Source organism: Variovorax paradoxus, from assembly GCF_000834655.1.
Classification (GTDB): domain Bacteria; phylum Pseudomonadota; class Gammaproteobacteria; order Burkholderiales; family Burkholderiaceae_C; genus Variovorax; species Variovorax paradoxus_F.
On sequence record NZ_JXQQ01000008.1, the window covers coordinates 103,468 to 126,603 of the forward strand.

Consider the following 23,136-nt stretch of genomic DNA (forward strand, 5'->3'; position numbering starts at 1 on the left):
ACCATGGCCGCCCCGAAGACCCCCCTCCGCCCCCCGCCCAAGCGCCGCGCCGCCGACGTGGCCTACGACGCCATCGAGACGCTGCTGTCCACCATGCAGCTGGAACCCGGCAGCCAGATCGTGGAGGCCGATCTCGCCGAGCGCACCGCCCTGGGCCGCACGCCGGTGCGCGAGGCGCTGATGCGCATGGTGTCGATCGGGCTCATCGTGCAGCAGCCGCGCCGCGGTCTGCTGGTGTCGGCCATCGACCTGGCCGACCATCTGGACGTGATCCAGACCCGGCGCGTGCTCGAGCGGCTGATCGCGGCCTGCTCGGCCCGCCGCGCGACCGCGCTGCAGCGCAGGGACATCGTGCGCTGCGCCGAAGAAATGGTCGAGGCCGCGGGCCGCGGCGACCTCACCGACTACATGCGCGCCGACCACGCGCTGGACCTCGTCAACCACCAGGCGAGCCACAACGATTCGGCGGTGAAGGCGGTGATCCCGCCCATCGTTCAGTGCCGTCGCTTCTGGTACGCCTACCAGCACGAAGGCGAGATCGTCGAGGGCGCGAACGCGCACCTCGAACTGGCTCAAGGCATCGCGACCGGCGATGAAGCCGCGGCGGTCGCGGGCGCCGATCGCCTCATGGATTACCTGGAGCTTTTCGCCCGCAAGATCATCGACAAATAGGTCGAAGGACTACGGGGGAACTACGCGTGATTTGCCGCGGCCCCCAGCGCATACTGGCCCGATGGCCGTCGCACCCCGCGCCCAACCCGAAGACTTCTTCACCCCTGAAGAGTGGCAATCGCTCACCCGCCGTTCGTCATGGAAGGGCCTGTGGCTCGTAGCGCATTGCTGGGGCGTGATCGGCGCGGCGATGCTCGCGGGCATCGCGTGGCCGTGGACCGTTCCGCTCATGGTGCCCATCGTCGGCGCGCGGCAACTGGGGCTCTTCATCCTCATGCACGACGCGGCGCATGCGGGCCTGCATCGCAGCCGCAAGGTCAACGATTGGGTGGGCCACTGGCTGTGCTCTTCCACGCTGCGCGACTACCGGCCCTATCACCTGCAACACCACCGCTTCGTGCAGCAGACCGAAGATCCGGACCTCGTGCTGTCGGCGCCCTTCCCGATCACGCGCGAATCGATGTGGCGCAAGGTCGTGCGCGACCTGAGCGGGCAGACCTTCTACAAGCAACGCTTCGGGCACATCGCCGAGGGCATCCGCAATCGCGCGCCGGGTGAATCGGCGCTCAAGGTGTTCGGCCGCGAGCTTGCGAAAGACAAGCGCTTCCTCATCGGCAACGGCCTCGGCCTGCTGGCCTTTGCGCTGGCTGGCTACTGGTGGGCCTGGGTGCTGATGTGGTTGCTGCCCATGGCGACCTGGCTGCCGCTCGTGAGCCGCGTGCGCAACATCGCCGAGCACGCGCTGATCGCGCAGAACGAGGCCGACCCGCTGCGCCAGGCGCGCACCACGCATGCCAACCTCGTCGAGCGCATCTTCATCGCGCCCTACTGGGTCAACTACCACTGCGAACACCACGTGTTCACCAACCTGCCCTGCTGGGCGCTGCCGAAGGCGCATCGCCTTCTCCTGCGCCGGGGCATCACGGAACGGATGGAAGTGCAGCCCGGCTACCTGCACCTGCTGAAGCAGGCGACGGCGGCACAACCCGCCTAGCGGGTCGCCGGCCGCGCGATCACCGGGGGCTGCACACCGCGCTGCGCACGCTGGCTCAGCCAGATGCTCGCGATCACGATGCCGATGCCCGCGACCTGCAGCACCGAGAGGCTCTGCCCCAGCAGCGCCCAGCCGAGGATCACCGCCGTCACCGGGCTCAGGAAGGCCAGCGGCGCGACCGCCGAGGGCTCCAGCCGCGCCACGCCGCGGAACCACACGATGTAGGTGAGCGCGGCGCCCACCAGGCCGAGCCAGGAGAAGCCGACCCAGTTCTGCAGGGTGAGCGCCGGCAGCGGCGGCTCCAGCAGCAGCGCGACCGGCAGCAGCAGCAATCCTCCCGCGGTCAGTTGCCACGCCGTGAAAGTCAGCGCCGACACGGGCGGTTGCCAGCGGCGGCTGAGCACCGTGCCGAAGGCCATCGACACCGCGGCCGCCACGGCAGCGGCGATGCCGAGCGCATCGAGCGCGGCCTTCGGCGTGAGCACCAGCAGCGCGACCCCGCCGATGCCGATCACGGCCGCGGCGATCGACAACATGCGGATCGGCGAGGCGAGAAGAAAGCTGGCGAGGAACACCACGAACAGCGGCTGCATCGACGTGATCGTTGCCGCGACGCCGCCCGGCAGCCGGTAGGCCGCCAGGAACAGCATCGCCCAGAGGATCGAGAAATTCAGCGCACCCAGCACGAAGATGCGGCCCCACCACGCGCGTTCGGGCAACTGGCGCACGATCAGGAGCAGCAGCAGGCCCGCCGGCAATGCGCGCAGCAGCGCAACGTGCAGCGGGTAGTTCGCGGGCAGCAGCTCGGTGGTGACGATGTAGGTGCTGCCCCAGATGGCAGGCGCTGTGGCTGTGAGGAGAACGTCGGTGGTTCGGCTGGTCATGGGCCGAATTTAGCCCGTTGGCCCGGCCTGTTCTTTCGCATCACTTGGCGGCCAGGGCGCGCGCCTTCGTCGGCTGTGCGCCCGAGCGCTTTCCGGCGCGCCGACCGTTCAGCAGCGTGCCGACGGGCGTGCAGCGCACCAGCAGCTGGTAGCTCGCGAGCGCGGCAAGCGAGGTGGCCGCGATGTTGAGTCCCATCTTCGCGACCGCGCCGAGCGGTGCATTGAACAGCAGGATGCCGAAGCCGATGGTGCCCAGCATGTGCACCAGGTACACCCAGTACGAGCTTTGCGAGAGGTACGCCAGCACCGCGTTCTGGCGCGGCAGGTAGCGCACGAAGCCGCCGATCAGCGCGAGGCTCCAGAGCCACGAGGTCGCGTTGTAGGCGAAGGCGATCCAGAACTCGGGGTGGGGCAGGCGGTGCGCGCCGGGCCCATGCAGCGCGCCCAGCAGCGCGATCGTCGCGATGAAGAAGACCAGCCCGGCCAGCGCATGGCCCTTGCAGCGCGCAGCGAAAAGCGCGAGCAGGCGATCCCTATCGCGATGCAGGTACCACCCAGACACGAAGAACAGGCCGCTCTGCATCCACTCGGTGAACGGCGGCAGGAACGAGCCGCTTTCCATCACCATGCCCGACGGATGAAAGGCGCCCGTCACCGCCAGCGGCAGCGCCAGCACCACGAAGCCCCAGCGGCGTTCCGCGAGCACGGCGAAGCCGCGGGCGACCGCATCGCGCACCCGCATCGGCACGAAGCGCTGCAGCCGCACGCCGGCCCAGGCCAGAGCGCTGAACCAGAACAGCTGGTAGAGGAACCACAGGTGCATCGTGTTGAAGGGCGAGCCGCCGGGCTGGCGCGCGGGGGTGAGCGCGGTGTCGATGCCCGGCACGCCGCGCACGGTCAGGTGGATGTAGACCATCGCCAGCACCGTGGTCAGCACGAAGAGCGGCGGCCAGAACACCGCGAAGGGCAGCGCGAGCCGGAGGCTGCGGTTCTTCAGCATGCCGTCCGCGCCGCGCCGCGCGACCAGCAGCGCGACGAAGAAGCCGGCCAGCACGAAGAACACCGGCATCCGGAAGCTGTGGATGAAGAGCAGCAGCATGTCGGCCACCGGCGAGGTCTTCGGGTCGCGCCAGGGCAGCGGCGAAGCGACGGTGAGGTGGTTGATGGCCACGTGCAGCACGATGCCGAGCCACATCATCAGGGCGCGGAGGTTGTCGAGCGCGTGGAGCCGTTGGGGGTTGTGTGCGTTGTTCATGAGGCCGACTGTTGGGCCTCACGCAACGTGAGGGTCAAGGGGTGGCGGGGCCGGGCGCCGGACTTTTTTGCCGGAGCACGGCGATGGCCTGAAGGAGGTAGTCGCGCACCGCCGGGTTCACCACGGCGGCGGCCTGAAGCACCGGCTCCGTGGCCATGGCCTTCATCAATCGGGCGGCCAGCGCCGGGTCGTGGTCGGTGAAGGCATCGAAGAGCCGCACCCAGGCGAGCGCGATGGCCTGCACCGCGTCATCTTGCGGCGGCAGGCCGCGCGCCTGAAGAGCGGCGAGCTCTTCGCCGAGCCGGCGCCATTCGTCCTCTGGCGGCTTGCCCAGTCGCGCGAGGTCCTCGGTGTCCAGGTGGCGCAGCAGCGCGGCCATGCGCAGGCCGATGGCCTCGCCGATGTAGTCGATCAGTTCGGCCGAGGGCCCCTCGTCGCGCCGCGCCACCGGTTCGCGCCGGTACATCTCGCCCCACCGCGTGATGAGGTCGTAGTTGCCGTCCATCCACTGGCCCATGAGGTTCATCCAGCGAAAGGCGAGCGGCTGCACCTCGAGCGCATCGGATGGCACGCCGCGCGCCATCAGCGCGGCCACCTCGGCGATGAGCGGGGGCCATTGGCCGGCCACGGCGCTCCAGTTGGCCATGACCGACTTGATCTCGGCGGGGCTGAAATAGCGGCCGTAGGCGGTCATCTGCTCCAGCGTGACGAGCCAGTCCTTCATGTCGGGCTGGGCGCCTTCGGCGAGCCGCTCCTCGAGCAGGGCGAGCCGCTCGCGCAAGACCGAGGCCTCTGCGATCTGCTGGTCGAGCGATGCGATCTGGCGCTGGATGATCGTGGGCAACGCGCCGCTTTCGGCGCCGAGCAGCCCGCCGATTTCCGCCAGCGGAAGCCCCAGCAGCCGCAGCGCCTGGATGGCGTGCAGCCGGCCGACGTCGGCGGCGTTGTAGAGCCGGTAGCCGGCGTCCGAGCGCGCCGAGGGGGCGAGCAGCCCGATGGCGTCGTAGTGGTGCAGCGTGCGCACCGTGAGGCCGGTGTGCCTGGCGAGTTCGCCGACCTTGAGCAGCACCGCGCGGCCCCTGCTTCAGTCGTCGGCAGGCGCGGGCTCGGGGCCTTGCCAGCCCAGCAGCTCGGCGAGCCGCTGCACGATCCATTCGGCCTCGCCGGGCGTCACGCCCGATTCCGGCGTTGAGAGCCCCGCGTGGATGCGCCGCAGGATCTCGGACTCGACCGGCACCTCGGTGTGGTGCTGGATCTGCGCATGGTTCACCAGGTGGTTGGCCAGGTCCTCGCAGATCTCGTAGCGCTCGCGGACCACGTCGATCGGTTCGCGAAGGCGCTGACGCGCATCGCTGTAGACCGCGAAGAACGAAGGCGGAATGTAGATCTGATTGTCGTCGGACATTGCGGCCTTGTTTATAGCTGGCCCAACGACAAAACGCGCCCGAGGGCGCGTTCGTCGCGGCTCCCGGGGAGCCGGAGGGGCTGGATCAGCCGCCCTTCTTGGCGCGCTTGCCGGGGTTCTTCTTGCTGCGCGTGGCGGTGCCGCGTTCCAGGCTGACCTTCTGGCCGCCACCGGACTTGGGCAGCGTGTAGCCGGGCAGCGGCGTCGGCTTCGGGGTGGCAACGCGTTCGGCTTCGGTACGGAATGTCTTGGGCATGAAAAGCTCGGGTAAAAGTAATGTTCGAACCTGCAATTAGGCCACATCGAGGATTTCATATGCCAATAACCGAAACGGCGGGTGCCGTCGAGCGTCCGCGCTTCGTTTCGGGTTCGCTCCTGCGCCACGTTTGCGTGATGGCGGGCACCGGTGCCATCGGGCTGATCGCGGTGTTCGCGGTCGACCTGATCAACCTCTTCTACATCTCGCTGCTCGGGGAAAAAGAGACGGCGGCGGCGGTCGGTTTCGCGGGCGTGGTGGGGTTCTTTCATGCGTCGCTGTGCATCGGGCTGACCATCGGCATCGCAGCCGTGGTCTCGCGCACCGTGGGCGCCGGCCGCGCGGCGGATGCGCGGCGCATCGCCACATCGAGCCTCGTGCTGATGACGGCCGCCTCGGTGGTGGTGGGCAGCGGCACGGCCTTCTTCCTGCACCCTGCCCTGCACGCGCTCGGTGCCGAAGGCGAGACGGCGCGGCTCGCGCAGCGCTACCTCGCGGTGACCGTGCACACGCTGCCGCTCTTGGGCCTGGGCATGGCGTGCTCGGCGCTGCTGCGCTCCATCGGCGATGCGCGCCGCTCGATGACGGTCACGCTCGCGGCGGCGTTCGTGACGGCGGTGCTCGATCCCATATTGATCTTCGGTTTCGGGCTGGGGCTCGACGGCGCGGCCATCAGCGCGGTGGTCTCGCGAATGGTGCTCGCGGCCATCGGGCTGCATGGCGTGATGGTGAAGCACCGCATGCTCGGGCGCTTCGAGGCGCCGCGGCTGGCGGGCGACGCGCGTGCCCTCGCGGGCGTTGCGGGGCCGGCGGTGCTGACGAACCTCGCGACGCCCGTGGGCGCCGCGTTCGTCACGCATGCGATCGCGCAGTTCGGTCCGTCGGCGGTGGCGGGCGCGGCGACCATCGACCGGTTGAGCCCGGTGGCCTTCGGGCTGGTCTACGCGCTGAGCGGCGCGGTCGGGCCGATCCTGGCGCAGAACCTCGGCGCCGGCCAGTACCGCCGCGTGCAGGAGGGGCTGCGCGACAGCCTGCTGTTCATGGTGGCCTCGGTGGCCGTTGCCTGGCTCGTGCTGGCGCTGGGACAGGGCGTGCTGATCCGCGCGTTCTCGGCCGAGGGGCAGGCGGCCGAATTGATCGCGCTCTTCTGCACCTGGCTCGCGGCGAGCTTCTTCTTTTCGGGCGGGTTGTTCGTGGCGAACGCCTCGTTCAACAACCTCGGGCATCCGCTGTTGTCGACCTTCTTCAACTGGGGGCGCGCGACGCTGGGCACGATTCCGTTCGCCTGGTGGGGCTCGCACCACGGCGCGGCCGGGGTGCTCGTCGGGCAGGCCGTGGGCTCGTCGATCTTCGGGTTGCTGGCGGTGGTGGTGGCGTTCCGCCTGGCGGCCAAACTGGCGCGGCAGGAGCCGTCGATGAAGGCGCCTGCACCGGTGCTCGACGCGCCGGTGGCGCCGACTTCGGCGCATGGCGAGACCGCGGCACTCGCGACGCCGCAGCCTGCTGCCGTTACTGGTCCTGCAGCGTCAGCAGCCGCACCTTGACCGACTTGCCCTTGACGCGGCCGCTGCCGAGCTTGCGTGCGGCTTCTGCGGCGATGGCGCGGTCCACCGCCACGTACGTCGAGAACTCGTTGACGTTGATCTTGCCGACCTGGTCCTTCGTGTAGCCGCAGTCGCCAGTGAGCGCGCCCAGCACGTCGCCGGCGCGGATCTTTTCCTTGCGCCCGCCCACGATCTGCAGCGTGGCCATCGGCGGCTGCAGCGGCGCGCCCTTGGCCGGCGTGAGCTCGGCCAGCTCGTGCCATTCGGACTCGCGGCCCTGCAGCTGCTCGATCTTCCCGACGCTGCCCATCTCGTTCATGCTGGCCAGGTTGAGCGCGAGGCCTTCGGCATCGCCCGACTGGCCCACGCGACCGGTGCGGCCGACGCGGTGGATGTGGATTTCGGAATCCGGCGTCACGTCGACGTTGATGACCGCTTCGAGGTGCGAGATGTCCAGGCCGCGTGCCGCCACGTCGGTGGCCACCAGCACCGAGCAGCTGCGGTTGGCGAACTGAACCAGCACCTGGTCGCGCTCGCGCTGCTCCAGTTCGCCGAAGAGCGCCAGCGCGCTGAAGCCCTGCGCCTGCAGCACCTCGACGAGGTCGCGGCACTGCTGCTTGGTGTTGCAGAAGGCCAGCGTGCTCACGGGGCGGAAGTGGTCGAGCAGCAGGCTCACGGTGTGCAGCCGCTCGCTGTCTTTCACCTGGTACCAGCGCTGGCGGATCTTGCTGCCTTCGTGCTGCGCCTGCACCGTGATCTGCTGCGGGCTCTTCATGAACTGCTGCGCGAGCCTGGCGATGCCTTCGGGGTACGTGGCCGAAAACAGCAGCGTCTGGCGTTCCTTCGGGCACTGGCGCGCCACCTTCACGATGTCGTCGAAGAAGCCCATGTCCAGCATGCGGTCGGCCTCGTCGAGCACCAGCGTGTTGAGCGCCGAGAGGTCGAGGTTGCCGCGCTCCAGGTGGTCCATGATCCGGCCCGGCGTGCCCACGACGATGTGCGCGCCGTGCTTTAGGCTGGCGATCTGCCCGCGCAGCGCGACGCCGCCGCAGAGCGTGACCACCTTGACGTTTTCTTCCGCACGCGCGAGGCGCCGGATCTCGGTCGTGACCTGGTCGGCCAGCTCGCGCGTCGGGCACAGCACCATCGCCTGGATGGCGAAGCGGCGCGGGTTCAGGTTGGAAAGCAGCGCCAGGGCGAAGGCGGCGGTCTTGCCGCTGCCGGTCTTGGCCTGGGCGATCAGGTCCTTGCCGAGCAGCGCCGGCGGCAGTGCGGCGGCCTGGATGGCCGTCATCTGCGTGTAGCCCAGCTGGGTGAGGTTGGCCAGCATCTGGGGCGAAAGCGCCAGCGTGGCAAAGCCGTTTTCGGCTTGAGGGCCGTCGGCTGCGGTGTTGGTGGTAGTCATCGTTTCAGCAGCCGGGACCCGGGAAAGACAAAGGCCTTGCGGCACCCATCGCGGGGTGCCGCAAGGCCTGTCGTCCGTCGCGGGTCAGCGGCGGGGAGAGTTGTTGCCGCCGGAGGTCGGCGGCGGGCCGCGACGCTCCAGGTGACGGAAGGTGATGCGACCCTTGGTCAGGTCGTAGGGCGAGAGTTCGAGCGACACCTTGTCACCCGCCAGGATGCGGATGTGGTGCTTGCGCATCTTGCCGCCGCTGTAGGCGATCAGCTGATGGCCGTTGTCCAGCGTGACGCGGTAGCGCGAGTCGGGCAGGACTTCGGTCACTGCGCCGTTCATTTCGATCAGTTCTTCCTTGGGCATGCTTGGTTACCTCTGAATCTCGTTCGATGTGTGTTGGATATGAAGATGGGCGTGATTGTTTCAGCCTGCGCACGGCAAGGCGAGCGGTGCCTGGCGCGTGTTGCGCTCGCGCACCCAGCCCAGGCCTTGGTCGATGGCATAGCCGACGGCGGCGGCGTGGCTCGCAAAACGCGGCGTGAAACGCATCACGCGGTCGTGCATGCCGCTGCCGTGGCCCGAGCGGATCGAGACGGAAGCGGCGAAATTGCCGTCGTCCTGGTGTCGAATGAGCGGGGAAACAAGGTACTTGCCCACCGCGATACTGTGTTGAATGATGTCCATGAAGCCTTGGCACAGCGCGCGAATGTTGGACGCGAAGTACCTGAAAAATAATTGAAAACGGGCGTGGGCCGGCCGGAATGGCGCGGCGAACGCGCTATTCGCTTCAACAAGAACGAAGGCAGTGGTGGCAATCATGGGCGCCCGGTCTGGCGCTCCAACACACTGTGGAGCCGGCTGAAAGTGAGGGGGCCTGAAAAATCCAAGGGACAGTGCAGGTCAGCCGGCAATATGACGAAGTGCTTCGTCGTGGTATCGAAACGAACCCGCCATTATAGCTTGACGGGCATGACAGTTGCTCGTCTTAAAAACAAGCCGAGGCCCAATGGGCCCCTGAACAGCGGTCGTTCCTGTGGAGCGTGCTATCGAAAATATAGCGAAACACGCCGCAATCAGGCAGCCAGCGGCGATGTCTGCGAAGAAGGCGCGCCCCGCGACCTGTGGGCCGTGCGCAACATCAGGCCCAGTCCCACGAGCTGGCTGGCGGCGCCGGCCCAACCCACGGCGCTCACGCCGAACAGGTCGATCACAGTCCCGCCCAGCGCCGAGCCCGCCGCAATGCCCAGGTAGACCGCCGAGGCGTTGAGCGACAGCGTCATCGGGGCGCGGTCCGGTGCCAGGCGGATCAGCCGCACCGCCTGTGCGGGGCCGAAGCCCCAGCCCGCAAAACCCCAGAGCGCCGACAGCCCCACGACCATCGGCAGCGCCAGGTCGCGCGGCAGCATCTGCGCCGAGAGCGACAGTCCGCCCAGGATCACCACCAGCATCAGCGCAAAGCCCTGCGCCATGCGGTCGGCGCCGAAGCGATCGGTCGCCCAGCCGCCGACCGCGGTGCCGACCGCGGCCGCGATTCCGATGGCGAAGAACACCGCGCCCACCCCCTCGGCGCCGAAGCCGAGCGTGCCCGACAAGAACAGCGCGACGTAGGTGTAGAAACTGAAGCCGCCCGTCGCCCACAGCATGGTGGTCAGCAGCGCCGGCAGCACGCCGGGTTCGCGCGCCACCGAGAACGACGGCGTGCGCGCGGCGGCAGCCGGAGCCGCTGCCAGGCCGCGCGGCAAGCCGACGGCCAGGCCCCAGGTGGCCAGCGCCGCCACCCCGGCGATCACCAGGTAGGCCGAGCGCCAGCCGCCCCAGCCCGCGATCCATGCGCCCAGCGGAACACCGAGCGCGACCGCCACCGTGCCGCCGCCCGTCACGATGGCGAGCGCCCGGCCGCGCAGCGCGGGCGACACCATCGACGCGGCCACCGCGCTCGCGGTCGGCAGGAACACGCCGGCCACCAGTCCCAGCGCGATGCGCGCCAGCGCCAACTGCGCGAACCCGTGCGCCATCGACGCCGCCAGCGTGATGCCCGAAAACGCCGCCAGGCTGGCGATCAGCAAGGGCCGGCGGCCGAAGCGCGCGAACAGCGCGGCCATCACCGGCGAGCCGATGGCGTAGCTCAGCGCGAACAGCAGCACCAGTTGACCGGCGCGCGCAGCGCTCACCTGCAGGTCGGCCGCGAGCACCGGCAGCAGGCCGGCGACCATGAAGCTTTCGGTGCCGATGGCGAAGGCGCCCAGCGCCAGCCACGCGAGGCCGATGGGCAGGCGTGCGGCCGGTTGCGCCGGCGGGGCGGCGAGGGATTCGGTGTTCATGACGAGACTCCGGTGAGCGTTCTGAGGCCTCCAGATTAGGCTTGCGATTGGCTCTTCAAAAGAACCACAATCAGCGAAGTTCATGGAGCCACTTTTCGAACTCGCCATCCGCCTGCCGGGCGCCGGCTCGCGCGACCTGCTGCGCGAGGTGCACCGGCAACTGCGCGACGCCATCCTCGACGGCCGCCTGCAGCCCGGGGCGCGCCTGCCCGCCACGCGCGCGCTCGCCGGGCGGCTGGGCGTGTCGCGCAACACCATGCTCGCGGCCTACGACCTGCTGCTGAGCGAGGGCTACCTGCTGGCGCGCCCCGGCGCCGGCACCTACGTGGCCGATACGCTGCCGCGGTCGCGCCGCGGCCGCACGTCCAAGGGCGCATCCGGCAGGCGCGATCCGCGGCTGGTGCCGCTCAACGTGCCGGGCGCGGACCTCGCGCCGACGCTGCAGCCGCAACGCGCGCGCGACGACTTCCGCGTCGGCCTGCCGGACATCGGCGCGTTCCCCTTCGACATCTGGCGCCGCCTGTCCGACCGCGCGCTGCGCCGCATCGCACAGGAGCCGGCCGACTACGCCGAGCCGCAGGGCCAGGCCGCGCTGCGCGAGGCGATCGCCGGGCACGTGTCGTTCACGCGCGCGGTCGGCTGCACGGCTGACGACATCGTGGTCACCGCCGGCGCGCAGCAGGCCTTCGGGCTGCTCGCGCGCATCCTCGTCGTGCCGGGGCGCACGGTGGTCGCGGTGGAGCAGCTTTTCTATCCGTCGCTGCGCGAGGCCATGACCGCCGCGGGCGCCAAGGTGGCCACCGTGCCGACCGATGTCGAGGGCCTGTGCGTCGACCGCCTGCCGCCCGAGGTGCGCGTGATCTGCGTGACGCCCTCGCACCAGTTCCCCACCGGCGTCGCGATGTCGCCGCAACGCCGCGCGGCGCTCCTGGCCTTCGCGCGGGCGCGCAATGCGGTGGTCATCGAGGACGACTACGACAGCGAATTCCGCTTCGCCGGCCGCCCGCTCGATGCGCTGCAGACGCTCGACCGCGCCGAGTCGGTCTGCTACGTCGGCACGTTCTCCAAGAGCCTGTTCCCCGCGCTGCGCCTGGGCTTCGTGGTCGCGCCGCCGTGGGCGCGCGCGGCGCTGGTGCGGGCGCGCGAGCTGGCCGACTGGCACGGCCCGGTGCTCGGGCAGGAGGCGCTCGCCGCCTTCATCGCCGAAGGGCACCTGGCGCGTCACATCCGCAAGATGCGCAAGGTCTACGGCGCGCGCCGCGACGCGTTGCTCGAGGCGCTGGAGCGGCACGGCGCGGGGCGGCTCGAGGTGATTCCGTCCGATGCGGGGCTGCACCTGTCGGCGTGGCTGCGCACCGGCACACGCGACCACGCGGTGGTCGAACACGCTGCCGCGGCCGGCATCACGCTGCCGCCGCTCTCGCGCTTCGCGCTCGACCCTCTGGCCCCCGATGCCCCCAACGGCCTTGCATTCGGCTACGGGCTGATCGACGAATCGCAGATCGACGGCGCGATCCGCCGCCTCGCCGCGCTGCTCTGAGCGCTGGCGTTCGTGCACGCATTGGCGCTGCGCTCCTACACGGCGCCCGGCAGGCGCGCCTGATCGTGGGGCGGTTGCAAGCCGAAGAAAGAACATTCCCGATGAACACCGCCACGCTTTCCACCGCCCCCGTGCGCTTCGACCCGTCCGTGGAAACGGTGGCCGACGACGAACTCCAGACCCAGGCCGAGCTTGTCGGCACGCTCCTTGGCATGTCGCGCACCATGGCCGATCACACCGGCCATGCGGCGCGCAGCGTGCATGCCAAGAGCCACGGCCTGCTGCGCGGCGAACTGCGCGTGCTCGACGGCCTGCCCGAGCCGCTGGCCCAGGGCCTTTTCGCCACGCCGGGCCCCCATGCGCTCGTCATGCGCATCTCCACCCCGCCCGCCGAAATGCTGGACGACCGCGTCTCGCTGCCGCGCGGCATGGCCCTCAAGGTGCTGGACGTCGAGGGCGAGCGCGTCGAGGGCTCGGAAGCCCACACCACCCAGGACTTCCTGTTCGTCGACGGGCCCGTGTTTCTCGCGCCCGACGCGCGCGGTTTCCTCAAGAGCCTGAAGCTGCTCGCCGGCACCACCGACAAGGCGCCCAACGCCAAGCGCGTGCTCTCCAGCGTGCTGCAGGGTGTGGAAAAGGCCGTCGAGGCGGTGGGCGGCCAGAGCGGAACGCTGATCGCCATGGGCGGCCATCCCGAAGTCCATCCGCTGGGCGCCACCTTCTTCACGCAGGTGCCGCTTCGCTACGGCAACTACATCGCGAAGCTGCAGCTCGCGCCGGTCTCGGCCAACCTGGTGGCGCTGGAAGGCCAGCCCATCGACCTGGACGGCAAGCCCGATGGCACGCGCGAAGCGGTCATGGACTTGGTTCGGCAGCAGCCCGCCGAATGGGAGCTGCGCGTGCAGCTGTGCGTGGACCTGGAGCGCATGCCGGTCGAAGACGCCTCGGTCGAATGGCCGCAGGACCTGAGCCCGTTCGTGCCCGTGGCGCGCATCACCGTCGGCCCGCAGGCCGGCTGGAGCGATGACCTCGCGCGCGAGATCGACGACGGCATGGCGTTCAGCCCCTGGCATGCGCTGGCCGCGCACCGGCCGCTGGGCCACGTGATGCGCGCGCGCAAGGCCGCGTACGCCGCCTCGTCGAACTACCGCAGCGAACGCAACGGGTGCCCGCTGCACCGCTGAGAAGGTTCAGCCCAGGCCGAGCATCTTCCGGTTCGACGCCACGTCCACGCCGCCCGCCGCGAAGTCGTCGAAGGCCCGGTCGGCCACGCGGATGATGTGATCGGCGATGAAAGTCGCGCCCTCGCGTGCGCCGTCTTCCGGGTGCTTGATGCAGCACTCCCATTCGAGCACCGCCCATCCCGGGAAGTCGTACTGCGCCATCTTCGAGAAGATGGCCTTGAAGTCCACCTGCCCGTCGCCGAGCGACCGGAAGCGCCCTGCCCGGTTGATCCAGCTCTGGAAGCCGCCATACACGCCCTGCTTGCCGGTCGGGTTGAACTCGGCGTCCTTCACGTGAAAGATCTTGATGCGCTCGTGGTAGTGGTCGATGTACGCGAGGTAGTCCAGCTGTTGCAGCATGAAGTGGCTCGGGTCGTACAGCAGGCACGCGCGCGGGTGGTTGCCGACGCGCTCCAGGAACATCTCGTAGCTCACGCCGTCGTGCAGGTCTTCGCCGGGGTGGATCTCGTAGCCCACGTCGACGCCCGCCGCGTCGAAGGCATCGAGGATCGGGCGCCAGCGGCGCGCGAGCTCGTCGAAGGCTTCCTCGATGAGTCCCGGCGGGCGCGGCGGCCACGAATAGAGATACGGCCATGCCAGCGCACCCGAGAAGGTCGCGTGCGCCGTGAGCCCGAGATTGGCCGAAGCCTTGGCCGCGAAGTGCAGCTGCTGCACGGCCCATTGCTGGCGCCGCACCGGATCGCCGCGTACCTCGGGCGCCGCGAAGCCGTCGAAGCCCGCGTCGTAGGCCGGGTGCACCGCGACCAGCTGGCCCTGCAGGTGCGTCGAGAGTTCGGTGATTTCCAGCCCGTGCCTGGCGAGCGTGCCCTTCACTTCCTCGCAGTAGGTCTTGCTTTCGGCGGCCTTCTGGAGGTCGAAGAGGCGCGCGTCCCAACTCGGAATCTGCACGCCCTTGTAGCCCAGGCCGGCGGCCCAGCCGGCAATGCCGTCGAGCGTGTCGAAGGGGGCGGTGTCTCCTGCGAACTGGGCCAGGAATATGGCGGGCCCCTTGATGGTTTTCATGGCTTGTCTTCCTTATGCGCCGTGGCGGCGTTGAAAGCATACTTTGGCGTGTCGTCCGACCCCGTGCGAGAGGCCAACGAGCCACAATGGACTTTCCTTTTCGCACCTCCCGATCAGTTCGCGCTGACAGTCCCGCGATGACGCAACCTGTTTCCGCCCGGCTCAAGATCGGCCTGTCCGCCTGCTTCTCGCACGCCGACCCGGCCCGCTCGCTCTTCACCAACAAGACGCTGCAGTACGTCGAGCAATCGATCGCGCACTGGCTCATGTCGGCCGGCGCGATGGTCGTGATGGTGCCCTGCCCCACCGGCGAAACCGCGCGCGGCGACACCAAGCTGTCGCACTACGCCGAATGGCTCGACGGCGTGGTGATGCACGGCGGCGCCGACGTCTGGCCCGGCAGCTACGGCGAGGTGCCGCTGAAAGACGCGTGGATCGGCGACCAGATCCGCGACCTCTATGACCTGGCATTGGTCGAAGCCTTCGAGCAGGCCGGAAAGCCCGTGTTCGGCGTGTGCCGCGGGCTGCAGCTCATCAACGTGGCCTTCGGCGGCACGCTCTACCAGGACATCGAGGAGCAGCACGAAGGCGGCCTGCGCCACCGCGACCCGGTGACCTACGACCAGAACTTCCACGAGATCGAGATCGTGCAGGGCACGCGCCTCTCGAAGCTCTACCCGCAGGTGGAAACAGCGCGCGTCAACAGCATCCATCACCAAGGCATCAAGGGGCTCGCCCCGGGGTTCGAGATCGAGGCCTGGAGCCTGCCCGACCGTGTGCCCGAGGCCATCCGCCGCCGGCCCGAGCGCGGCCGCAGCTACATCGCCGCGACACAGTGGCACCCCGAATTCCACAAGTACGGCAGCACCGAGACGGTCGACGACACGCCCATCCTGCATGACTTCCTGTGGGCCTGTGCGACCGCCAAGGTCGCGCCGAAGACGCCGCCGCGTTCGAGCTCCGGCAAGATCCGCGACCGCGCGGCGCGGGTGCTGCGCCAGGCGCTGCTGCGGCGCTGACGCGCAGGCCGCCTAGCGGCGGTCGGAGCGGTTCGTGCTGCCGCTGACGCCGGCGTCGATGGTGCCGAACACGGTGACGCCGCTGCCGGACGAAGCGCCGGAGGCACCCGCGGTCGAGCCTGCCGAGCCGGTGCCGGCGCATCCCGCCACCAAGGCGCCCATCGCGAGGGCGAACACAGCTGCAATGAATGACTTCACGGAAAACTCCAGGAATGGTTGGGACTGCGGGCCACTATAGGCGGGCGTCCCGCCCGGTCTTGTAACAACACAGCCGACGACGGTCCATGGCCATCACTCGGGTTTCGCGCCCGATGCCTTGACCGCCGCGCCCCACAGTCCGATCTCGCTCGCCACGAAGCGGTCGAATTCGGCGCCGCTCGTCGGCGCAGGTTCGGAGCCGCGCTCGCGGATGAAGCGCGCCATCTGCTCGCTCTTGAGGATGTCGGTCACCTCGTGGTTCAGCCGTTCGACGATGTCGGGCGGCGTGCCGCGCGGCGCCATCAGGCCGAGCCAGCCGACGGCTTCGAAGTTCTTCGTGCCTGCCACGCCGCTTTCGCGCACGGTGGGCACCTCGGGCAATTGCGACGAGCGCGTGGCGGAAGTCACCGCGAGCGCAACGGCCTTTCCCGCCTTGATGTGCGGCAGCGCGGCCGTCACCGAATCGATCATCAGCGGCACCTGGTTGCCCAGGAAGTCCGACTGCGCCGGCCCGCTGCCGCGGTACGGAATGTGCGTGATGAACACGTGCGCCGCCGACTTGTACATCTCGCCCGACAGGTGCTGCGTGCCGCCGATGCCGGCGCTCGCGTAGCTGAGCTTTCCGGGCTCGGCCTTGGCACGTGCCGTGAGGTCGGCCAGCGTGCGGATGCCGCTCTCGGGCGTGGCCAGAAACACCAGCGGCACCTTCGCGACGAGCGAGATGCCGACCAGGTCGCGGCGCGGATCGAAGCCCGGCTTGGCATAGAGCGTCTGGTTCACCGCCATCGCGCTCCCGGCCACCACCAGCGTGTAGCCGTCGGGCGGCGCGCGCACCACGAACTCGGTGCCGATGTTGCTGCCCGCCCCGGCCTTGTTGTCGATGATCACGGGCTGGCCCAGCCGCTTGCCCAGTTGCTCTGCGAGCGCGCGGGCGAAGATGTCGGTGGCCTGTCCCGACGGGAAAGGCACGACCAGCTTGACGGGCCTGTCAGGCCATGCGGCGGCTTGGGCAAGGCCCGCGCCGCCCAGCAGCATCGCTGCGGCGGCAAGTGCGGTGGCGATGTGTCGGCGCTGCATGCCGCGTCAGGCCGCGTCGGGCGCCGAGAGGTGCTTGCCCACGATGCCCGCGAGTTCGAACATCGTCACCTGGTCCTTGCCGAACACCGGCTTCAACTTCGCGTCGGCATTGATCGCGCGCTTGTTGGTCGCGTCCTGCAGGCCGTTGGCCTTGATGTAGTCCCACAGCTTCTTGATGACCTCGGTGCGCGCCACCGGTTCGGCGCCGATCACCGCGGCCAGCGAGTCGCTGGGCTTGAGGCCCGCGCCCGGCTTGCGCGGCGCGGCCGCCTTCTTTGCCGCCGGTGCCTTCTTGGCCGCAGGCGTCTTCTTCGCGGCGACCTTCTTGGCGGCCGCGGTCTTTGCCGCCGGCTTGCCGAAGGTCTTGCGCGGCGGGAACTTGCTGCCTCCCTCGCGCGGCGCGAATTCGAAGGTCACCTTGCCTTCGTCGGCGTTCCAGGTGAGGAAAGCCTTGAAGGCGCGGCGCGTGCGCATGCTCACGAACTTGTCGAGCAGGTCGGTCTTGCCGGTGGCCAGCAGCTTTTCCATCTGCGCGCGTTCCACCGGCTGCTGCAGGATGATCTTGCCTGTCTTGAACGTGCAGCTGGGCGTCGGCTGCGCGTTGGTCGGCACCGACTTCTCGCAGACGTAGTTGCTGCCGTGCTCGAACACCGGCGCGCCGCACACCGGGCACGGGCCCACGGTGTCCTGCTCGCTGAAGTCGACGATCTCGCCGGTGTCGCCGTTCTTGTCGTCGCCGAAGTCGAACTCCAGCTTCCAGTTCTTCGACTCTTCCTCGTCGTACTTGAGGATGATCTCGGCGGTGAAGGGCCAGCCCGCCTTGGAGCGGAAGCCTTCCAGCGGGCCGATGTGCTTGTCGCGCAGGAGCGCCTCGGCCTCGGCCACCTCGAAGGTGCGCCCGGCCGGCGACTTGCCGAACGAGAAGCCGCAGGCGTCCTCGCCCGTGCCGCTCTTGCCCACGCAGCCGTAGCGGCGGTAGTTTTCGCGCACGATGCCGCCGCAGTTGGGGCAAGGCGTCGAGAGCGTGGCGTAGTCGCCCGGCACGGTGTCGCGGTCGTACTCCTTGGCCTTCTTGACGATGTGCTCGGTCATCTGGGCGATCTCGCGCATGAAGGCATCGCGGCTCAAGGCGCCCTTCTCCATCTGCGCGAGCTTGTATTCCCACTCGCCGGTGAGCTCGGCCTTGGAGAGTTCTTCCACGCCCAGGCCGCGCAGCAGCGTCATGAGCTGGAAGGCCTTGGCCGTCGGAATCAGCTCGCGGCCTTCGCGCAGCATGTACTTCTCGGTGATCAGCCCTTCGATGGTGGCCGCGCGCGTGGCTGGCGTGCCCAGGCCCTTCTCCTGCATCGCTTCGCGCAGCTCGTCGTCGTCGATGGTCTTGCCCGCGCCTTCCATGGCGCCGAGCAGCGTCGCTTCGGAGTAGCGCGCGGGCGGGCGCGTCTTCAGGCCCTTGGTGTCTGCCGACTCGGTGCGGACGATCTCGCCCGGCTTCACCGGCACGAGGCGCTTGCCGTCCTTGTCGTCTTCCTTCTCGTCGTCCTGGGCTTCCTTGCCATAGATGGCGAGCCAGCCCGGCTTGACCAGCACCTTGCCGTCGGTGCGGAACGGGTACTTCTTGCCCCCCTCTTCCACCGTGCTGATGCGCGTGGTGACCTGGTATTCGGCGCTCGGGAAGAACACCGAGAGAAAGCGCCGCACGACGAAGTCGTAGAGCTTCTGCTCGGCTTCGCTCAGGCCGCTGGGGGCCTGCAGCGTCGGGATGATCGCAAAGTGATCCGACACCTTGGCGTTGTCGAAGATGCGCTTGTTGGGCTTGACGTAGTTGCCGTCGACCGCCTGCTTGGCGAACGGCGCCAGGTGCTTCATGCCGCTGTTGGCCAGCATGCCCATGGTGTCCTTGACCACCGGGAGATAGTCTTCGGGCAGCGCGCGCGAATCGGTACGCGGGTAGGTCAGCGCCTTGTGGCGTTCGTACAGGCTCTGCGCCAGCGCCAGCGTGGTCTTGGCGCTGAAGCCGAAGCGGCCGTTGGCCTCGCGCTGCAGCGAGGTCAGGTCGAACAGCATCGGCGAGGCCTGCGTGGTGGGCTTGCTCTCCTCGGTCACCGTGGCGGGCTTGCCGCGCGCGGCGTTGGCGATGGCGATGGCTTCCTGCTCGTTCCAGACGCGGTCTGCGCGCTGCTCGGCATCGGGTTCGCCGTTGGCCAGAAGCGGCGCATTCGCCTTCTTCCAGTCGGGGTTGAACCACTTGCCCGGGTACTCGCCCGCCTCGGCCGCGAAGCTGCCGTGGATTTCCCAGTAGTCGCGCGAGACGAACTTGCGGATCTGCTCCTCGCGCTCCACCACCACCGACAGCGTCGGCGTCTGCACGCGGCCCACGGTTGTGAGGAAGAAGCCGCCGTCGCGCGAATTGAATGCCGTCATGGCGCGCGTGCCGTTGATGCCCACCAGCCAGTCGGCCTCCGAGCGCGAACGCGCGGCGTCGGCCAAGCCCTGCATCTGCTTTTCGGTACGCAGCGCATCGAAGCCGTCGCGGATCGCCTGCGGCGTCATCGACTGCAGCCACAGGCGCTTGACCGGCTTGCCCAGCGGGCTCTTGCCGCCGGCGTACTGCTCGATCAGCCGGAAGATCAGCTCGCCCTCGCGGCCCGCGTCGCAGGCGTTGATGAGTTGCGTCACGTCCTTGCGCTTGGCCTGCTTGACCACCGCGTTCAGGCGCGTCTTGGTCTTGTCGACCGGCTTCAGGTCGAAGTGCGGCGGGATCACGGGGAGGTTGGCGAAGCTCCACTTGCCCCGCTTGACGTCGAACTCCTCGGGCGCCTGGATTTCGACCAGGTGACCGACAGCGCTGGTCACGACATAGCTGTCGTTCTCGAAATGCTCGTCATGTTTGTCGAATTTGCCGGCCACCGGCGTGAGGGCACGGACGATGTCCTGTGCCACCGACGGCTTTTCTGCGATTACCAACGTCTTCATCAACAATTCCTAAAAAAGTTCAGGCCGGCGCCGAGCCGCCTCAAGGCGGCTTGCGGCCCCCTCGGGGGGCAGCGACGACACGCAGTGCGGGAGCGTGGGGGCCACATACAATCTGCGGCTTCCCGCGTGTGCGCACGCGCACACGCGCATGTGTGCATATTCAAACTAACAGACTTCGGCGATGCCTTCCAAATCCCCACAATTCGCCGGCCGCCGCATCCAGATGCGGCGCTCGGATGTCCATGGCAACGGCGTGTTCGCCGTACAGGACCTGGCCGAAGGCGAAACGCTGATCGAATACAAGGGCGAGGTCATCAACTGGAAAGAGGCGCTGCGCCGCCATCCGCACGACCCGGCCCAGCCGAACCACACCTTCTATTTCCACATCGACGATGGCCGCGTGATCGACGGCAACGTCAAGGGCAACGACGCCCGCTGGATCAACCACTCGTGCGAGCCGAACTGCGAGGCCGACGAAGTCGATGGGCGCGTTTATATCAAGGCACTGCGCAACATCGCTGCAGGAGAAGAGCTCAATTACGACTACGGCCTGATCATCGACGAGCCCTATACCGAAAAGCTCCTGTCCGAATTTCCTTGCTGGTGCGGTTCCGAGCAGTGCCGCGGCACGCTCTTGACGCCCAAGGATGAGGACGAAGAAAAGAAAAAGAAGAAGAAAGCCAGGAAGAAGGCTGAAAAGAAAAAGGCCGAGAAGAAAGAAGCCAAGAAGGCCGACAAGAAAGCCGAAAAGAAGGCTGAGAAAAAAGACGAGAAAAAGAAGTCCAAGAAGGACAAGTCCGGCAAGGATTGAGCATGGGCAACACCACGGCCGCCTGGCACGAAGACCGGATCGCCGCTGCGGTGGCGCCGCTGCTGCCCGGTTTCGCGGTCGAGGCGGTGGCCGAGATCGATTCCACCAACACCGAACTCATGCGCCGCGCGCGCGCCGGCCGCATCGAGCCGGTGCTGCTGGTGGCCGAGCACCAGACCGCGGGCCGCGGCCGCCTTGGCCGCGCGTGGCAGAGCGCGCAACCAGGGCAGGAGCCGACGTCGCTGCTGTTCTCGCTCGGCCTGCCGCTCGCGCCGGCCGACTGGTCGGGCCTGTCGCTCGCGGTCGGTGTCACCGTGGCCGAGAGCCTCGACCCATCGGGCGTGCTCAAGATCGGCCTCAAGTGGCCCAACGACATCTGGGTGAACGACCGCAAGCTGGTCGGCATCCTCATCGAGACCGCCTTGCCGCACGCGGGCGGACCCGGTGCGCAGCGCTACGTGGTGATCGGCATCGGCATCAACATCGGCGCGCGCGAAGCCGACGGCATGCGCACACCGCCGGCCTGGCTGAATCAGTGGCGCCCCGATGCGACCGCGCCCGAGGTGCTGCGCGAGCTGGCCGAGCCGCTGGTGCGCAGCGTGCTCGCCTTCGAGGCGCAAGGCTTCGCGCAATTTGCCGAACGCTTTGCCGCGCGCGACGTGCTGCGCGGCCGCGAGGTGGTGCTCAGCGACGGCACCGCGGGACTCTGCGAAGGCGTGGCCTGGAGCGGCGAACTGCAGGTGCGCACGGCCGAGGGCCTGCAGATCATTACGAGCGACGAAGTGAGCGTGCGCCCTCGCGGCATGGCTTTCTGAACAACACCCATGAAATTGCGCCTGGCATTGATCGTCCTGCTGCTGGCCAACGCCGGCTACTTCCTGTGGGCACGCGGCGACCTGGTGGGCTTCGGCCTCGCGCCGGCGAGCCTCAGCGAGCGCGAGCCGCAGCGCATGGCGCGGCAGATCAAGCCCGAGTGGGTGCAGGTGCGCAAGGACGCGAAGGCGGGGGCGCCGGCGCCTTGATCGCTTCGTCCGTTGCGCTCACGAGAGCGCCCCGCTCTCGAAGCGCACCGTGAAGCGCGCCCCCGGCGGATGCTTGCCGGGGTGTGCATCCTCCAGCTTCACCTGCGCGTGGTGCTGGTTCGCGATCTCCCGCACGATCGGCAGGCCCAGCCCCGAGCCGTCGGCGTCGTTGCCGAGCACGCGGTAGAAGGGCTCGAACACCAGTTCGCGATCGGACTCGGCGATGCCCGGGCCGTTGTCTTCCACCTGCAGCAGCAGCACATGGCCGAAGGGGTCGGCCAGCACGCGCGCGGTGATCACGCCGGGGTGATCGGGCGTGGAGGGCGTGTAGTTGAGCGCGTTGTCCACGAGGTTGCGCACCAGCTCCTTCAGCAGCGTCGGATTGCCGTCGAACATCACGCCGGGCGCGCCGGCCTCCGCGCCGTCGTAGCCCAGGTCGATGCGCTTCTCGATCGCACGCGGCACCGCTTCGCGCACCACCTCGATGGTGAGACGCGCGAGGTCGCAGGGCTGGCGGTGCGAGTTGGCGCTGTTGCCTTCGGCGCGCGCGAGCGACAGCAGCTGGTTCACCGTGTGCGTGGCGCGCACGCTGGCGCGGCCGATCTGCTTGAGCGACTGCTTCAGTTCGTCGGCGTTGGCGCCCTCGCGCTGCGCGAGGTCGGCCTGCATGCGCAGCCCCGCGAGCGGCGTCTTCAGCTGGTGGGCCGCGTCGGCGAGAAAGCGCTTTTGCGTGTCGATGGAGTCGTTGAGCTTGTTCAGCAGTTCGTTGACCGACGACACCAGCGGCACCACTTCGAGCGGCACCGACGACTCGTCGAGCGGGCTCAGGTCGCCGGGGCGTCGTTCGCGGATGCGCGCCTCCACCACCGACAGCGGCTTGATGCCGCGCACCAGCGCGAGCCAGATCAGGAGCACCGCGAGCGGCAGGATCGCGAACTGCGGCAGCAGCACGCCCTTGATGATCTCGATGGCGAGCACCGACTGCTTCTCGCGCGTCTCGGCCAGCTGCAGCAGCGTGGGCGGCACGTCGTCGACGCCGCTCGCGATCCACAGCGAAGCCACGCGCACCTCCTTGCCGTGCAGGGCGCTGTTGTGCAGGAACACCTGGCCGGGCGGCAGCGGCTCGTCGAGGCCGGGCATCGGAAGTTCGCGATCGCCGCTGAGCAGCGTGTCGTGCCCATCGAGCAGTTGGTAGTACACGTGGCCGGCGTTGTCGGCGCGAAGGATCTCGCGCGCCGGTTGCGAGAGCACGAACTGCGTCTGTCCATCCTTCACCGTCACCAGTTCGGCCAGCGCCTTGACGTTGTGCTCGAGCGCGCGGTCGAACGGTGCGTTGGCGATGCCCTGTGCCACCAGCCAGGTGACGCCGATGCTCACCGGCACCAGCAGCAGGAGCGGCGTGAGCATCCAGTCCAGGATCTCGCCGAAGAGTGAGCGCTGGGCACGCTGGAAAAGCTTCAAGGGGCAGGTTCCTGAGGGGCGAGAAATTACTTGCGGGCGTGACTTAGTGCGTCCGATGCAAG

Annotated in this window: 23 protein-coding genes; 9 read left to right on the forward strand and 14 right to left on the reverse strand. The window is 68.6% G+C overall.

Translation table 11 applies throughout. The annotated features are described in order from the left end of the window. Window positions 1–3 precede the first annotated feature (3 nt). On the forward strand, window positions 4–672 hold the full coding sequence (locus tag RT97_RS03065; protein WP_253278113.1) for a GntR family transcriptional regulator: 669 nt from the start codon (window positions 4–6) through the stop codon (window positions 670–672). A 61-nt stretch (window positions 673–733) separates the two neighbouring features. Beyond that, a complete protein-coding gene (locus tag RT97_RS03070; RefSeq protein ID WP_042577319.1) occupies window positions 734–1,666 on the forward strand; it encodes a fatty acid desaturase family protein in 933 nt (310 codons plus the stop codon). Here RT97_RS03070 and RT97_RS03075 read toward each other — a convergent pair. The 5 genes from RT97_RS03075 to RT97_RS33365 all read right to left on the reverse strand — a co-directional run bounded on the left by RT97_RS03075 (window position 1,663) and on the right by RT97_RS33365 (window position 5,466). Next, a complete protein-coding gene (locus RT97_RS03075; RefSeq protein WP_042577320.1) occupies window positions 1,663–2,550 on the reverse strand; it encodes an EamA family transporter in 888 nt (295 codons plus the stop codon). The genes RT97_RS03070 and RT97_RS03075 overlap by 4 nt on opposite strands. Before the next feature lie 40 nt (window positions 2,551–2,590). Continuing rightward, window positions 2,591–3,805: an acyltransferase family protein gene (locus tag RT97_RS03080; RefSeq protein WP_042577321.1), complete on the reverse strand. Its 1,215-nt coding sequence runs from the start codon at window positions 3,803–3,805 to the stop codon at window positions 2,591–2,593. 34 nt (window positions 3,806–3,839) lie between these two features. Next, window positions 3,840–4,874: a MerR family transcriptional regulator gene (locus RT97_RS03085; protein ID WP_042577322.1), complete on the reverse strand. Its 1,035-nt coding sequence runs from the start codon at window positions 4,872–4,874 to the stop codon at window positions 3,840–3,842. 15 nt (window positions 4,875–4,889) lie between these two features. Beyond that, complete coding sequence (locus tag RT97_RS03090; RefSeq protein WP_042577323.1) at window positions 4,890–5,210, reverse strand: hypothetical protein; 321 nt, start codon at window positions 5,208–5,210, stop codon at window positions 4,890–4,892. An 85-nt stretch (window positions 5,211–5,295) separates the two neighbouring features. After that, a complete protein-coding gene (locus tag RT97_RS33365; RefSeq protein WP_172672148.1) occupies window positions 5,296–5,466 on the reverse strand; it encodes a hypothetical protein in 171 nt (56 codons plus the stop codon). Window positions 5,467–5,525: 59 nt separating this feature from the next. Between RT97_RS33365 and RT97_RS03095 the strand changes: the two genes are divergently transcribed. After that, window positions 5,526–7,010 (forward strand): MATE family efflux transporter, encoded by a 1,485-nt coding sequence (locus tag RT97_RS03095; protein WP_042577324.1) that lies wholly within the window; start codon window positions 5,526–5,528, stop codon window positions 7,008–7,010. Here RT97_RS03095 and dbpA read toward each other — a convergent pair. From dbpA to RT97_RS03115, 4 genes are all read right to left on the reverse strand, one after another. Further along, window positions 6,976–8,415: an ATP-dependent RNA helicase DbpA gene (dbpA, locus tag RT97_RS03100; protein ID WP_042577325.1), complete on the reverse strand. Its 1,440-nt coding sequence runs from the start codon at window positions 8,413–8,415 to the stop codon at window positions 6,976–6,978. The two genes, RT97_RS03095 and dbpA, sit on opposite strands and share 35 nt — an antisense overlap. An 84-nt stretch (window positions 8,416–8,499) precedes the next feature. After that, window positions 8,500–8,769 carry a translation initiation factor IF-1 gene (gene infA / locus RT97_RS03105; RefSeq protein ID WP_013544282.1) on the reverse strand — a complete coding sequence of 90 codons (270 nt, stop codon included), beginning with the start codon at window positions 8,767–8,769 and terminating at the stop codon, window positions 8,500–8,502. Between the two features lie 60 nt (window positions 8,770–8,829). After that, window positions 8,830–9,090: a hypothetical protein gene (locus tag RT97_RS03110; protein WP_042577326.1), complete on the reverse strand. Its 261-nt coding sequence runs from the start codon at window positions 9,088–9,090 to the stop codon at window positions 8,830–8,832. Window positions 9,091–9,479: 389 nt separating this feature from the next. Then, the gene (locus tag RT97_RS03115) at window positions 9,480–10,727 is read right to left on the reverse strand and encodes an MFS transporter (RefSeq protein WP_052810539.1); all 1,248 of its coding nucleotides are present in this window, start codon (window positions 10,725–10,727) and stop codon (window positions 9,480–9,482) included. An 82-nt stretch (window positions 10,728–10,809) separates the two neighbouring features. On the opposite strand from RT97_RS03115, the gene RT97_RS03120 reads away from it, so the two are divergent. Both RT97_RS03120 and RT97_RS03125 read left to right on the forward strand, forming a co-directional pair. Continuing rightward, the gene (locus RT97_RS03120) at window positions 10,810–12,267 is read left to right on the forward strand and encodes a PLP-dependent aminotransferase family protein (RefSeq protein WP_042577327.1); all 1,458 of its coding nucleotides are present in this window, start codon (window positions 10,810–10,812) and stop codon (window positions 12,265–12,267) included. Between the two features lie 101 nt (window positions 12,268–12,368). Further along, on the forward strand, window positions 12,369–13,451 hold the full coding sequence (locus tag RT97_RS03125; protein ID WP_042577328.1) for a catalase family protein: 1,083 nt from the start codon (window positions 12,369–12,371) through the stop codon (window positions 13,449–13,451). A gap of 6 nt (window positions 13,452–13,457) precedes the next feature. On the opposite strand, the gene RT97_RS03130 is transcribed toward RT97_RS03125, so the two are convergent. Beyond that, on the reverse strand, window positions 13,458–14,513 hold the full coding sequence (locus RT97_RS03130; protein ID WP_042577329.1) for a sugar phosphate isomerase/epimerase family protein: 1,056 nt from the start codon (window positions 14,511–14,513) through the stop codon (window positions 13,458–13,460). A 137-nt stretch (window positions 14,514–14,650) separates the two neighbouring features. On the opposite strand from RT97_RS03130, the gene RT97_RS03135 reads away from it, so the two are divergent. After that, complete coding sequence (locus RT97_RS03135) at window positions 14,651–15,532, forward strand: gamma-glutamyl-gamma-aminobutyrate hydrolase family protein (RefSeq protein ID WP_042577330.1); 882 nt, start codon at window positions 14,651–14,653, stop codon at window positions 15,530–15,532. 12 nt (window positions 15,533–15,544) lie between these two features. Here the strand turns inward: RT97_RS03135 and RT97_RS03140 are convergent, their stop codons facing one another. The 3 genes from RT97_RS03140 to RT97_RS03150 all read right to left on the reverse strand — a co-directional run bounded on the left by RT97_RS03140 (window position 15,545) and on the right by RT97_RS03150 (window position 19,780). Then, on the reverse strand, window positions 15,545–15,730 hold the full coding sequence (locus RT97_RS03140) for a hypothetical protein (protein WP_042577331.1): 186 nt from the start codon (window positions 15,728–15,730) through the stop codon (window positions 15,545–15,547). Between the two features lie 93 nt (window positions 15,731–15,823). After that, window positions 15,824–16,807, reverse strand: coding sequence for a tripartite tricarboxylate transporter substrate binding protein (locus tag RT97_RS03145; RefSeq protein ID WP_042577332.1), 984 nt, complete (start codon window positions 16,805–16,807; stop codon window positions 15,824–15,826). A 6-nt stretch (window positions 16,808–16,813) separates the two neighbouring features. Then, window positions 16,814–19,780 (reverse strand): DNA topoisomerase III, encoded by a 2,967-nt coding sequence (locus tag RT97_RS03150; protein WP_042577333.1) that lies wholly within the window; start codon window positions 19,778–19,780, stop codon window positions 16,814–16,816. 181 nt (window positions 19,781–19,961) lie between these two features. On the opposite strand from RT97_RS03150, the gene RT97_RS03155 reads away from it, so the two are divergent. The 3 genes from RT97_RS03155 to RT97_RS03165 are packed head-to-tail and all read left to right on the forward strand — an operon-like array spanning window position 19,962 to window position 21,613. Then, the gene (locus RT97_RS03155) at window positions 19,962–20,591 is read left to right on the forward strand and encodes an SET domain-containing protein (RefSeq protein WP_042577334.1); all 630 of its coding nucleotides are present in this window, start codon (window positions 19,962–19,964) and stop codon (window positions 20,589–20,591) included. 2 nt (window positions 20,592–20,593) lie between these two features. Beyond that, the gene (locus RT97_RS03160) at window positions 20,594–21,406 is read left to right on the forward strand and encodes a biotin--[acetyl-CoA-carboxylase] ligase (RefSeq protein ID WP_042577335.1); all 813 of its coding nucleotides are present in this window, start codon (window positions 20,594–20,596) and stop codon (window positions 21,404–21,406) included. 9 nt (window positions 21,407–21,415) lie between these two features. Next, on the forward strand, window positions 21,416–21,613 hold the full coding sequence (locus RT97_RS03165) for a hypothetical protein (RefSeq protein ID WP_042577336.1): 198 nt from the start codon (window positions 21,416–21,418) through the stop codon (window positions 21,611–21,613). Window positions 21,614–21,631: 18 nt separating this feature from the next. On the opposite strand, the gene RT97_RS03170 is transcribed toward RT97_RS03165, so the two are convergent. Further along, window positions 21,632–23,074 carry a sensor histidine kinase gene (locus RT97_RS03170; RefSeq protein ID WP_042577337.1) on the reverse strand — a complete coding sequence of 481 codons (1,443 nt, stop codon included), beginning with the start codon at window positions 23,072–23,074 and terminating at the stop codon, window positions 21,632–21,634. Between the last annotated feature and the right edge of the window lie 62 nt (window positions 23,075–23,136).

What these genes read in the sequence shown, in the direction of transcription:
- RT97_RS03065 (WP_253278113.1), top strand. Translation starts at nt 4, where the DNA reads ATGGCCGCCCCGAAGACCCCCCTCCGCCCCCCGCCCAAGCGCCGCGCC.
- RT97_RS03070 (WP_042577319.1), top strand. Translation starts at nt 734, where the DNA reads ATGGCCGTCGCACCCCGCGCCCAACCCGAAGACTTCTTCACCCCTGAA.
- RT97_RS03075 (WP_042577320.1), bottom strand. Translation starts at nt 2,550, where the DNA reads ATGACCAGCCGAACCACCGACGTTCTCCTCACAGCCACAGCGCCTGCC.
- RT97_RS03080 (WP_042577321.1), bottom strand. Translation starts at nt 3,805, where the DNA reads ATGAACAACGCACACAACCCCCAACGGCTCCACGCGCTCGACAACCTC.
- RT97_RS03090 (WP_042577323.1), bottom strand. Translation starts at nt 5,210, where the DNA reads ATGTCCGACGACAATCAGATCTACATTCCGCCTTCGTTCTTCGCGGTC.
- RT97_RS33365 (WP_172672148.1), bottom strand. Translation starts at nt 5,466, where the DNA reads ATGCCCAAGACATTCCGTACCGAAGCCGAACGCGTTGCCACCCCGAAG.
- RT97_RS03095 (WP_042577324.1), top strand. Translation starts at nt 5,526, where the DNA reads ATGCCAATAACCGAAACGGCGGGTGCCGTCGAGCGTCCGCGCTTCGTT.
- dbpA (WP_042577325.1), bottom strand. Translation starts at nt 8,415, where the DNA reads ATGACTACCACCAACACCGCAGCCGACGGCCCTCAAGCCGAAAACGGC.
- infA (WP_013544282.1), bottom strand. Translation starts at nt 8,769, where the DNA reads ATGCCCAAGGAAGAACTGATCGAAATGAACGGCGCAGTGACCGAAGTC.
- RT97_RS03110 (WP_042577326.1), bottom strand. Translation starts at nt 9,090, where the DNA reads ATGGACATCATTCAACACAGTATCGCGGTGGGCAAGTACCTTGTTTCC.
- RT97_RS03115 (WP_052810539.1), bottom strand. Translation starts at nt 10,727, where the DNA reads ATGAACACCGAATCCCTCGCCGCCCCGCCGGCGCAACCGGCCGCACGC.
- RT97_RS03120 (WP_042577327.1), top strand. Translation starts at nt 10,810, where the DNA reads ATGGAGCCACTTTTCGAACTCGCCATCCGCCTGCCGGGCGCCGGCTCG.
- RT97_RS03125 (WP_042577328.1), top strand. Translation starts at nt 12,369, where the DNA reads ATGAACACCGCCACGCTTTCCACCGCCCCCGTGCGCTTCGACCCGTCC.
- RT97_RS03130 (WP_042577329.1), bottom strand. Translation starts at nt 14,513, where the DNA reads ATGAAAACCATCAAGGGGCCCGCCATATTCCTGGCCCAGTTCGCAGGA.
- RT97_RS03135 (WP_042577330.1), top strand. Translation starts at nt 14,651, where the DNA reads ATGACGCAACCTGTTTCCGCCCGGCTCAAGATCGGCCTGTCCGCCTGC.
- RT97_RS03145 (WP_042577332.1), bottom strand. Translation starts at nt 16,807, where the DNA reads ATGCAGCGCCGACACATCGCCACCGCACTTGCCGCCGCAGCGATGCTG.
- RT97_RS03150 (WP_042577333.1), bottom strand. Translation starts at nt 19,780, where the DNA reads ATGAAGACGTTGGTAATCGCAGAAAAGCCGTCGGTGGCACAGGACATC.
- RT97_RS03155 (WP_042577334.1), top strand. Translation starts at nt 19,962, where the DNA reads ATGCCTTCCAAATCCCCACAATTCGCCGGCCGCCGCATCCAGATGCGG.
- RT97_RS03160 (WP_042577335.1), top strand. Translation starts at nt 20,594, where the DNA reads ATGGGCAACACCACGGCCGCCTGGCACGAAGACCGGATCGCCGCTGCG.
- RT97_RS03165 (WP_042577336.1), top strand. Translation starts at nt 21,416, where the DNA reads ATGAAATTGCGCCTGGCATTGATCGTCCTGCTGCTGGCCAACGCCGGC.